Origin of the sequence: Salinivibrio sp. IB282, from assembly GCF_001995685.1 — a bacterium.
Taxonomy (GTDB): domain Bacteria; phylum Pseudomonadota; class Gammaproteobacteria; order Enterobacterales; family Vibrionaceae; genus Salinivibrio; species Salinivibrio kushneri.
Map to the genome: position 1 here is coordinate 1 of NZ_MUET01000084.1, position 10,098 is coordinate 10,098.

Consider the following 10,098-nt stretch of genomic DNA (forward strand, 5'->3'; position numbering starts at 1 on the left):
TATTTCGCGTGCGCAGTCATTGGATGCGTTAAGCTCGATGGCAAACATCGCCGGTTATCGTGCAGTGGTTGAAGCGGCGCATGAGTTTGGCCGCTTCTTTACCGGACAAATCACGGCAGCGGGTAAAGTACCGCCTGCGAAAGTCTTTGTTGCGGGGGCTGGCGTTGCTGGGCTAGCGGCGATTGGCGCAGCCGGTAGCTTGGGGGCGATTGTCCGTGCTTTTGATGTTCGTCCTGAAGTGAAAGAACAAGTCGAGAGCATGGGCGCGGAGTTTTTAGAAGTCGACTTCAAACAAGACAACTCAGGCAGTGGCGATGGTTATGCCAAAGAAATGTCTGACGAGTTTAATCAGGCGGCGGAAAAGCTTTATGCGCAGCAAGCAGAAGATGTCGACATTATCGTCACAACCGCACTGATCCCCGGTAAGCCAGCGCCGACGCTGATCACCAAAGAGATGGTTGACAGCATGAAGCCGGGCAGTGTGATCGTCGATCTCGCCGCAGCCAATGGTGGCAACTGTGAGTACACGGAAAAAGATCAAGTGATCACCACGCCCAATGGCGTAAAAGTGATCGGTTACACCGATATGGTCGGCCGTTTGCCCACCCAATCGTCACAGCTTTATGCGACTAACTTAGTCAACCTCACCAAACTGCTTTGCAAAGAGAAAGACGGCAACATCCAGATTGATTTTGATGATGTAGTCGTGCGTGGCGTGACCGTAATCAAAGAAGGCGAGGTCACCTGGCCGGCGCCACCGATTCAAGTCTCCGCGCAACCCAAAGCAGAGCCTAAAGCTGAACCTGCTCCTAAGCCGGCACCCAAAAAAACCTCTCGGGCGACTAAGTATGGTCTAATGGCCGCCGCCGCAGGGGCGTTCGGATGGATTGCCAATTATGCCCCTAGTGAATTTCTCTCTCACTTTACCGTTTTCGTACTGGCCTGTGTGGTGGGCTACTACGTGGTATGGAATGTGACTCACGCGCTGCATACCCCGCTGATGTCTGTGACCAATGCGATCTCTGGCATCATCATCGTTGGGGCGTTATTGCAAGTAGGACAAGGCATTGGCTTTGTGACCTTCCTTGCTTTCATTGCCGTGTTGATCGCCAGCATCAATATATTWGGCGGCTTTACTGTTACAAAGCGCATGCTTGAAATGTTCCGTAAAGGGTAAGGAGAAAGAATGTCTGAAGGATTGGTACAAGCGGCGTATATTGTCGCTGCGCTTTGTTTTATTCTCAGTTTGGCTGGGCTCTCAAAGCAAGAGTCAGCACGCGCGGGTAACTATTACGGGATTACCGGGATGGCGATCGCACTGGTTGCCACCATCTGGGGGCCGGAAGTGCAAGGTGTGGGCTGGATTATTCTGGCCATGGTCATTGGTGGCGCGATCGGTATTTATTACGCCAAGCGCGTAGAAATGACGGAAATGCCGGAGCTAGTGGCGATGCTACACAGCTTCGTGGGTCTGGCTGCGGTATTGGTGGGCTTTAATACCTACATCGATCACCCGCCGCTGACTGGCGCGATGCTTAACATCCACTTGGTTGAGATTTTCCTCGGTGTCTTTATCGGTGCAATTACTTTCACCGGCTCGATTGTCGCCTTTGGTAAACTCCGTGGCGTGATTTCTTCCAAGGCGCTGATGTTGCCACATCGTCACAAGCTTAACTTGGCCGCTGTGGTTGTGTCGTTCTTGTTGCTAATCAGCTTTGTCAACGCTGAAGGCTCAACAGCGGCACTGCTGATTGTGACCGTGATTGCGCTAGCATTTGGTTATCACTTGGTGGCTTCGATCGGTGGCGCAGACATGCCCGTGGTGGTGTCGATGCTCAATTCCTACTCAGGATGGGCAGCGGCGGCGGCTGGCTTTATGCTGGCGAACGATCTCTTGATTGTGACAGGCGCGCTAGTGGGCTCATCGGGGGCGATTCTGTCTTACATCATGTGTAAAGCGATGAACCGTTCTTTCATTAGTGTCATCGCCGGTGGCTTTGGCTCTGATGGCGCTGCGTCTTCGGGTGATGACGAAGTCGGCGAGTATCGAGAAAGTACAGCCGAAGAAGTCGCCGAAATGCTGAAAGAGTCAAACAGCGTGGTCATCGCCCCAGGTTATGGCATGGCGGTCGCGCAAGCCCAATATCCTGTTTACGAGGTGACAGAAAAACTCCGTAGCATGGGGGTCGAGGTGCGCTTTGCCATTCACCCTGTTGCGGGTCGTTTGCCCGGTCATATGAACGTATTGTTGGCTGAGGCTAAAGTGCCGTATGACATCGTGTTGGAAATGGATGAAATCAATGATGATTTTCCTGACACAGATACCGTTTTGGTCATTGGTGCCAACGATACGGTGAACCCTGCGGCGACGGAAGACCCATCGAGCCCGATTGCGGGCATGCCGGTTCTTGAGGTCTGGAACGCCAAAAATGTGGTGGTGTTTAAGCGCTCAATGAACACAGGTTATGCCGGGGTGCAAAATCCGCTGTTCTTTAAAGACAACAGCAGCATGTTGTTCGGTGACGCGAAACAAAGTGTAGAAGCGATTTTTAAAGCGCTATAATTAGCCTTAATACTTGATACGCTGTCGAAAAGAGCCAGTTCCGACTGGCTCTTTTTTTTGGCGTGTCTTGACTAAGCGAGGAATGATGGAACTTACACGGTACTGACATTTTGATAAAAATCGATGGTAAGCTTGCGACCATGCGAATTCTGCTGCTAATCATTCTCACACTAACTGGCTGGCCATCCGTGGCGGCAAGTACATTTTCAGAGCAGATGACTGCCTTTCGCGCGCAGTTATTGCTTGCCGATCCTATCGCTCGCTACAACTTGATCGGCATTAACCGAGCGTTTCCACGTGTATTGCTAAGCCCAGAGAGTTTGTTGCCGCAGAGTGCTCAATACCCGTTAAAAGACATTCGCCGCCTCTATCAAGCCGCACAAAAATGCCAAGGGCCGTGGCCTGTTAATCCGCAAGTGACCGAACCGTTGGTGTTCACGCGAGCGATGTGTAATCACACCCAGCTTCCTGTGGCGTGGTTCTCGCGGTCTGGCTTTATTCATCCCGGTGGGGGGAGTTACGCGGCAAAATATGCCGAGCAGTTTCCCGAGCGGCGTAGCGAATTAATGCGCTTCTTTCATATTCAAGAGCGACCTCAAGCAGAACCCGATAGCTTGTTGGGGCGGTTGCAGCGGATGGAGTCTCATGCCGTTGATGCCTTAAATAGCGGCGCTAAATCGTTAATCAGTCAGGATGAGATGTGGGTGCGCGTTGGCAGTTATTATCATTTATACCAAGCCTCGCAATGGCAGCCATTACTGGCCGAGTTTGATTTAAGGATCACCCCTCGAGGAGAGCAAGATTTCTGTTTGGCGCGGGTGGGCAACATTTGTTGGAACGAAGAAAAAGCGCCCAGTTATTGGCCCTACTTGGTCGGAGCATTAATCGTTATCAACCTTGTGGCATTGGGTGGTTGGGCGTTTAACCGCTGGACAGTGCAGCGTCGGTTGATGCAAGAGCGTATGCTGGTGTTGCAAATCCTCACTCATGAGCTTCGTACCCCGATTGCTAGCTTATCCATGACAGTGGAGGGCTTTCGGCGCAAATTTGATAGTTTACCCGATGATTTTTATGAAGAATTTCGCCGGCTTTGCGAGGATTCGCGACGCCTAAAACAATTGGCGGAGGCAAGTAAAGATTATTTACAATCCAACCAGAAGCCTCTCAGTAAAGAGACAATTCCGTCTGTTGAAGAGTGGTTGGGTTATATTTGCGACGAACACCAAGTTACGTTACACGTAAGCCAAGATGGGGCGGTGCGAGCGAATGTTTATTGGTTAACAACATCATTGAACAATTTGATTGCTAATGCGGTCAAATATGGCGTAGCACCTGTCGATGTTCATGCTCACGTGTCTGAGGATCGTTTTACGATCGCGATACGCGATCAAGGGGAACTGACGGCCAAGGACTGGAAACATATACGTAAACCGTTTGTCAGCCAAAGTGGACTTGGACTGGGGCTGACGATTGTAGAATCCATGATTGAGCGAATGGGGGGGAAGTTAATTCTATCTGGCCCACCCACCACATTTACTTTGGAGATTCATTGTGGCGCAAGCGACGTTACTTCTGGTTGAAGATGATGCCAACCTGGCTGACGGGTTACTGGCAAGCTTGGAACAAGCAGGCTACCGCTGCTTATATGCAGAGAACGCGACAAAAGTGGCCGAATTATGGCGCGATGCTGATCTCGTGATCCTCGACCGCCAATTGCCAGAAGGAGATTCAATTGAGTGGCTAGCGGATTGGAATAAGCTTAAAACTATTCCTGTGATTTTACTGACAGCCATGGTCTCGGTACGCGATCGTGTTGGCGGCTTGGATTCGGGAGCCACTGATTATATCACCAAACCTTTTGCCGAAGCAGAGCTGCTCGCGCGTGTGCGTGTGCACCTTCGTCATCCCGTGGGCGAGGTAGAGGTCTCAAGCAATGACATCGTTATCAATGATGTGCGTATCGATACCGCGAGTCGAGCCGTTTTTTGTGGTGACGAAGAGATGACCTTGACGCGCACTGAGTTCGACCTTTTGCACTTTCTGGCTAAAAATGCCGGACGCGTATTCACGCGTGATGAATTGCTCGATCAAGTGTGGGGGTATAACCATTATCCTACCACGCGTACGGTTGACACCCATATATTACAACTACGCCAGAAGTTGCCCTCGGTCAATATCGAAACCTTGCGTGGCGTTGGCTACCGTATGAAAGCATGATGAAAAAGCGCGCTCTCTTTGGACTATTAGCAACTATGCTGGGTGCTGGTGGCGCGCAGGCCGCGTGGTTTAACGGCAATGACGCGTTAACCACTGCCCATCAGCGCCTATTAAATGGAAGAACCGCAGCCAGTGTAGAGGCCATGATTGAAGCCTGGCAGCAACCCAATCTTTCTGCTGCCAAGCAGGGTCATCTCGCTCAGCTGCTTGCGCTCGCGATCACGGAAGACTGTGGGCGCAGTTTAAGCCAAAAGACATTGCCTGATTGGTTGAGCAATATATCTGTGCGTCGCGAAACGGTCCAAACCACGAGTCGGGTGTATTACCGGCTCCAAGTGTCAGGGGAGTCGCAAACGGGTGTGAATGCACTCACGTTAAAAAAATGGCCGGATAAAACGGTAATGCGTGGTGAGTTCTCTCCGGCGCAGCAGCACGGTTGGCGTTTGATCAAAGATGGCCTTTCCGATCCTATTTCCCAAGGTCTTTATCAACTCACAGCAGAGTCAGTATCAGGCCATACGTGGTCGAGTTGGTTGCTTCTGACCCAGCCTCAGCCACGTCAAACATTGAGCTGGAAAGATACCCGAAGCTGGCACATTGCCCCTTTTGATGATTTTAACTCAACCTGTCAGCGTCCTTTCTTGACGCTGAACCTTTATCCGCAAAACCAAACTGACGGTGCACCGATTTGGTCGGCAGAGAAGCACAAACGACTGCCGACTCAGTTACCTATGCTGGATGTCCCCAATGGCCAGTATTGGTTTAGTGTTGCCCTGATTGAACGGCGCTGGCAGGGCGCGCTGTCAATTGAAGAAGTTCAGCGTATCGGCCGGGCGATTGATTTACCGGATTTGGATCCTGACGCTTTAAATAGGATAGCGCCGAGTGGCTCTGACAAACAAGGTGACGAATAAATAGACACTTGTGTTGTGGTTAATTTGATAAAGTTCACACCTTTTTAGTGAAGTCGGTCTAATTATTCACTTTTACCTCTATGCTTGCCTTTTAAATAGCAAATCAAAACATAGGGGTAACGCAATGACCTTTAAAACAAAAGCGCTTGTGGTGGCACTGGCCGCATGCTCAACCAGTGCGTTGGCGGCGACTAACCCAACCGATGCCCGTGCCAATGCGATGGGTGGGGTAGGCGTGGCATCGGGGGATTATCTTTCCGCAGGCTTTCATAACCCAGCTTTGGCTGCGCTTGATCCTGATAGCGCCTTTGGGGTGCTTATCCCTTATATTGGCGCCGAAGCGCGAGATCCCGATGATCTTGTTGACGGCCTCGATGATGTCGCTGATGCGTTTGACCAACAAGATGCAACAAAAATTGAATCTTCACTGAGAGCGGTGCAAGGCGATAAAGCCTACGTCAATGCCGGTGTTGGTGCTGCGGTGGGGATTCCCACAGGCTCTGTCTCTGCCACTCTTTATACATCGGGACTAATTGAAGGCGCGGTGTTACCCGATATCGACACCAATGAYTTTAACGTCACCTCCGATCCCGATTCAAATGCGACGATCATCGCCGCCGGTATCGGTGAATTAGGGGTCGCACTGGCGACCRACCTTGATATTGCCGGCCAGCGCGTTGCGGTGGGCGTGACGCCGAAACTACAGAGAATTACCACCTATAATTACGGCGTCGCGGTCGACGACTACGATACGGATGATTGGGATGACAGCCGCTACCGTGAAGAGGACAACACGTTTAACCTTGATCTTGGCGCTGTTTGGCAATCGGGCCCTTATCGGGTCGGCCTTGCCGGTAAGAATTTGGTTAGCCAAGATGTCGATACCGTGACCATTAAAAGAACGGGTAACCGTTTCACTTATGAGCTTGAGCCGCAATTTACCCTGGGCTCGGCGTTTGTGTCTGATTTTGTGACCCTTGCTGCCGATTTAGATCTCAACAAGAAAAGCGGCTTTAAAGGGACGCTTAATGTGGATGATGACACCCAGTTTTTCCGAGTCGGGGCAGAGTTTGACGCCTTTGGCCATGCGCAACTACGCACCGGCTATCGTGCGGATCTAGAGGACAATGTCGATAATGCCTTTACCCTCGGTCTTGGTTTATCCCCCTTTGGTGTCGCCAATCTTGATATCGCCGCGAGTATCATCGATAGCAACAGCTATGGGGGATCGGCACAGCTGGCATTTACGTTCTAACGCTGCATTTTGGATGACAAATGAAAAGGCAGGCCCTAAAATGGCCTGCCTTTTTTGATCACGATTTACTACCAAGAGAGCCCCACCTATGTTTGATGGCGTCACGTTAAACCATGAACAACAGCAAGAAGCAGCAGAGCGCATTCATGCGCTGATGGCAGAAGGGATGAGCAGTGGCGAGGCGATTATGCAGGTTGCCAATGAAATACGTTCGCAAGCCGCTCAAGCCTCTTCGTCTGAAGAGTGAGACAAGTTACAAACAAATCGCCTTTTTATTTACAATTCCGCCAATCCCTGATTTATTTAAAGGAGAGCAGTAAAAGGAGTGTCGGATGAGCAATCGGCTTGAAAAGGCGCGCGAGTGGGCAAGGGTGCGGCACGCACTGCAACGCTATGGTGCCCAGCCTTATCGTTGTCACCTTGATCATGTTGAACGTATTGCCGCGCCCTTTGGGGAGCAAGCACGCATTGTGGCGCAATTGCATGACATTCTGGAAGATACTGCCACACGTGTTGACGAAATCTCAGCACTTTTCGGCCCAACCGTTGCCAGAGCTGTGATGCTGGTGACGGATCCCCGACGGCCCAGTCGGGAAGAGAGAAAGCGCGCCTTAAACCAACGTTTGATTGCACTCGATCCGAGCGATGAAGCCGCATGGTTAGCATTAGTGGTAAAAACGTGTGACCGTTTAGCCAACGTGATTGCCAGTAGTGAGCATAGCCCACCGCGTTTTTTACAATATCAACGTGAGCATGGAGGCTTCCGGGTCGCCGTATATCGACGAGGGTTATGTGATCACCTTTGGCGTGAGTTAGATGGCCTGATTGATGCCGGCCAACAAGCAGACCGGCACCCAGATCATCAACTGCACGCATCCATCTCTTGACTCAGGCTAAGCCAGACACGCTTTTCTTTTTAACGCCTCAGCTCATCAATCAGTTATCGAGATCATAARTTGTCGGAATCGGTTGACGTTTGTGCTGTGTGGCTTGGTAAACCTGAATAATCTTCTCTTTAACCGCGTCTTCAACCGGCTTACCCTCAAGAAAATCATCGATTTGCTCGTAGGTCAGTTGCAGCGCTTCTTCATCCGCTTTTTGCGGTGATAAGTCTTCCAAGTCAGCGGTGGGCGTTTTATTTACCAAGACGTCTGGTGCCCCCAGTGTGGCGGCGAGTTGACGCACTTGTCGTTTGCTTAGACCAAAGAGCGGCGCAAGATCACACGCACCATCGCCAAACTTAGTATAAAAGCCCGTGATGTTCTCGGCAGAATGGTCAGTCCCGATGACGAGCCCTTGTGTTAATCCTGCTATTTCGTATTGTGCCATCATTCTTGCGCGTGCTTTGACATTGCCTTTGGCAAAATCAACCCGGCTATCACTGTCGGGGAGTAAGCCTACGGCAGACACGGCATCTAWAACTGATTGGTGGTTACCATCGACCCCCGGCTTAACGTTGACCGTGACGGTTTTGCTCGGCTTGATAAAAGACAGGGCGAGTTGCGCTTCGTCTTCGTCTTTTTGTTCGCCATAGGGCAATCTGACCGCAATGAATTGATAGTGATCCTTGTTTGCTTCTTGGTTAAGCGCTTCAATCGCTAACTGTGCCAGTCGTCCACATGTCGACGAATCGACACCACCACTGATACCTAACACGAGGCTACGTGTCCCGGAACGTTGCAACATAGTTTTGATAAAGGCGATGCGACGACGGATCTCCGTTTCTGGGTCGATATTGGATTGGACGCGCATTTCTTCGCGGATCTGGTGTTCCATCTTAGGTTCCTCTCAATCACTCTGGCATACAATGTCAATGAAGACTCTACTGTGAGTTATTGTGCATGATCTCTGTTGGCTTGGGTATAGCGCAAGTGAATCTCCTCACCCTGATGGTGATAGGTTAGGCTTTTGGTCAAATTCATGGCATCATCTCGCGTAATCCCTAAACACGAGAATGACTTGGCGAAGAGCGTATAATGACAGAGCAAATAGCCGTATTTGGCAGCGCATTCAATCCACCCACTCAAGGTCACGCGTCTGTTCTGGCGCAATTGTGTCATTTTGACAAGGTGCTGCTCGTGCCGAGTTATAGACATGCATGGGGAAAAATGATGGCACCTTACGAGACACGATGCGGGTGGGTACAGGCATTGATTCATGATTTGCGCTTACCGAATCTACACTTATGTCAGCGAGAGGCATCGCTGGGGCGAGAGGGTGACGCTGTCACAACACACATGCTGCTTTCTGCGTTACAGGACGATTATCCTGACGCGGCACTCACGTTCGTTGTTGGTCCTGATAACTTGCTAAAATTTGACCAGTTTGCCGATAGTGCGCAAATACTCTCGCACTGGTCAGTCTTAGGGATGCMTGAGACGGTGGTGGTGCGTAGTACACATATTCGTGAACGACTGGCGCAAGGCTTACCGATTGATGATCTCACCACACCCAGTATCGCAGCACAGCTGAGCGAGACGGTCTTTTGTCGCTAACGGCCTATCGGTGCGTTTTCAAGAACACGCGCGTTTAGCTTTCAAACACACAGGCATAGCGGGTATACAGGGTGTCAGCGTCGGCTGTGGAGAGTCCTGCCGACTCAGCCGCGCGCTGCGGTGTTTTACCCGACTTTATCGCTGCTCTGAGTTGTCGAACGGTAAAATACTCTTGCAGTTGTGCAATGGTTAGCTGGGTGAGTGCTTGTAATTGGTAGTGTTGCGCTGCGCTCACCGGTGGCTGACCTGTTTGGGCGCACGCCACACAATCTGCCAGCGCTTGCGTGGGCGCATCGAGTTGTTGCGTCGGAGCAAGATGCATGATTTGGTCAAGCAGCACGGCTTGAATGTGATGCGACTGCGCTGCCGTTAACACGGATGCTGTTGGCGTGCCAAGCTCCATTAAGCCGGCGGCCAGTAGTGGGGACAACACAACATGTCCCACACTCTCAGGGAGGGGATGTTGTGTGCGTGGCGATACGGCCAATTGGTGTAAACGGGTATTGGGCGTTATGGTCAATGCATGAAGGCACTCAAAAGGTAGCCAGAACCCCTGACCGGTAYAGACAGGGATATCTGTTTTTCCTAAGCGAACAAGCACCAAACCGTCCTCAACATAAAGCAGGTTCGCTGTGTAGCGGCGCTTTCGAGGGG

10 protein-coding genes and 1 pseudogene are annotated in these 10,098 nt (G+C 51.1%); 9 read left to right on the plus strand and 2 right to left on the minus strand.

Features of this window, described 5'->3' with window-relative positions; genetic code table 11:
• From BZG14_RS13455 to BZG14_RS13490, 8 genes are all read left to right on the plus strand, one after another.
• A partial coding sequence (locus tag BZG14_RS13455; RefSeq protein WP_108743567.1) for a Re/Si-specific NAD(P)(+) transhydrogenase subunit alpha occupies nt 1-1,177 on the plus strand: 1,177 nt, incomplete at its 5' end.
• A gap of 9 nt (nt 1,178-1,186) precedes the next feature.
• Entirely contained in the window at nt 1,187-2,563 is a 1,377-nt protein-coding gene (gene pntB / locus BZG14_RS13460) for a Re/Si-specific NAD(P)(+) transhydrogenase subunit beta (RefSeq protein WP_077487005.1), read from the plus strand.
• Between the two features lie 140 nt (nt 2,564-2,703).
• Nucleotides 2,704-4,143 (plus strand): ATP-binding protein, encoded by a 1,440-nt coding sequence (locus BZG14_RS13465; RefSeq protein WP_077608982.1) that lies wholly within the window; start codon nt 2,704-2,706, stop codon nt 4,141-4,143.
• Nucleotides 4,115-4,780: a response regulator transcription factor gene (locus BZG14_RS13470; protein ID WP_077487004.1), complete on the plus strand. Its 666-nt coding sequence runs from the start codon at nt 4,115-4,117 to the stop codon at nt 4,778-4,780. Before BZG14_RS13465 ends, BZG14_RS13470 begins: the two co-directional genes overlap by 29 nt.
• On the plus strand, nt 4,777-5,694 hold the full coding sequence (locus BZG14_RS13475; RefSeq protein ID WP_077608976.1) for a DUF2861 family protein: 918 nt from the start codon (nt 4,777-4,779) through the stop codon (nt 5,692-5,694). The genes BZG14_RS13470 and BZG14_RS13475 overlap by 4 nt, the downstream gene beginning before the upstream one ends.
• Nucleotides 5,695-5,818: 124 nt before the next feature.
• A complete protein-coding gene (gene traF, locus BZG14_RS13480; protein ID WP_077608977.1) occupies nt 5,819-6,949 on the plus strand; it encodes a conjugal transfer protein TraF in 1,131 nt (376 codons plus the stop codon).
• Nucleotides 6,950-7,037: 88 nt separating this feature from the next.
• On the plus strand, nt 7,038-7,196 hold the full coding sequence (locus BZG14_RS13485) for a YoaH family protein (protein ID WP_077487001.1): 159 nt from the start codon (nt 7,038-7,040) through the stop codon (nt 7,194-7,196).
• Between the two features lie 85 nt (nt 7,197-7,281).
• Nucleotides 7,282-7,836 carry an HD domain-containing protein gene (locus BZG14_RS13490; protein WP_069362976.1) on the plus strand — a complete coding sequence of 185 codons (555 nt, stop codon included), beginning with the start codon at nt 7,282-7,284 and terminating at the stop codon, nt 7,834-7,836.
• Nucleotides 7,837-7,885: 49 nt separating this feature from the next.
• On the opposite strand, the gene nadE is transcribed toward BZG14_RS13490, so the two are convergent.
• On the minus strand, nt 7,886-8,725 hold the full coding sequence (nadE, locus tag BZG14_RS13495) for an ammonia-dependent NAD(+) synthetase (RefSeq protein ID WP_077608978.1): 840 nt from the start codon (nt 8,723-8,725) through the stop codon (nt 7,886-7,888).
• A gap of 200 nt (nt 8,726-8,925) precedes the next feature.
• On the opposite strand from nadE, the gene BZG14_RS13500 reads away from it, so the two are divergent.
• On the plus strand, nt 8,926-9,444 hold the full coding sequence (locus BZG14_RS13500) for a nicotinate-nicotinamide nucleotide adenylyltransferase (RefSeq protein ID WP_077608979.1): 519 nt from the start codon (nt 8,926-8,928) through the stop codon (nt 9,442-9,444).
• Between the two features lie 34 nt (nt 9,445-9,478).
• On the opposite strand, the pseudogene BZG14_RS15620 reads toward BZG14_RS13500, so the two are convergent.
• Nucleotides 9,479-10,098 (minus strand): annotated as a pseudogene (locus BZG14_RS15620) (hypothetical protein); the annotation flags it as partial.